The sequence below is a fragment of the Marinobacter iranensis genome (assembly GCF_029207565.1).
Taxonomy (GTDB): Bacteria; Pseudomonadota; Gammaproteobacteria; order Pseudomonadales; family Oleiphilaceae; genus Marinobacter; species Marinobacter iranensis.
Map to the genome: position 1 here is coordinate 1 of NZ_JANCMW010000368.1, position 243 is coordinate 243.

1 protein-coding gene is annotated in these 243 nt (G+C 66.3%); it reads left to right on the forward strand.

From position 1 onward, the window contains the following. On the forward strand, window positions 1-243 hold a 243-nt coding region (locus NLU14_RS22740; RefSeq protein ID WP_275710877.1), incomplete at both ends, for a hypothetical protein.

The following is a 243-nucleotide window of genomic DNA, read 5'->3' on the forward strand; positions in this document are numbered from 1 at the left end:
CCATCCAGCCGGCGCTGCCGCCCCCCACGACGACGATGTTCCTGATCCGGTTATCGGTGCTCATCGCTGCAAAGTTCCCCCTCATGGCATCGACCGACAGCCATGCCTCAAAGATGATCGCCGATCATCAAGCCCATGGCATCGCCCCATCGGGCCGCGACGGATCCGGGCCCTCCACCGGTTGCGCCGCACTCCTGTCGTCGGGGGCCTCCTCGCGCCCATCGGACGCGAGGAGATTGGATG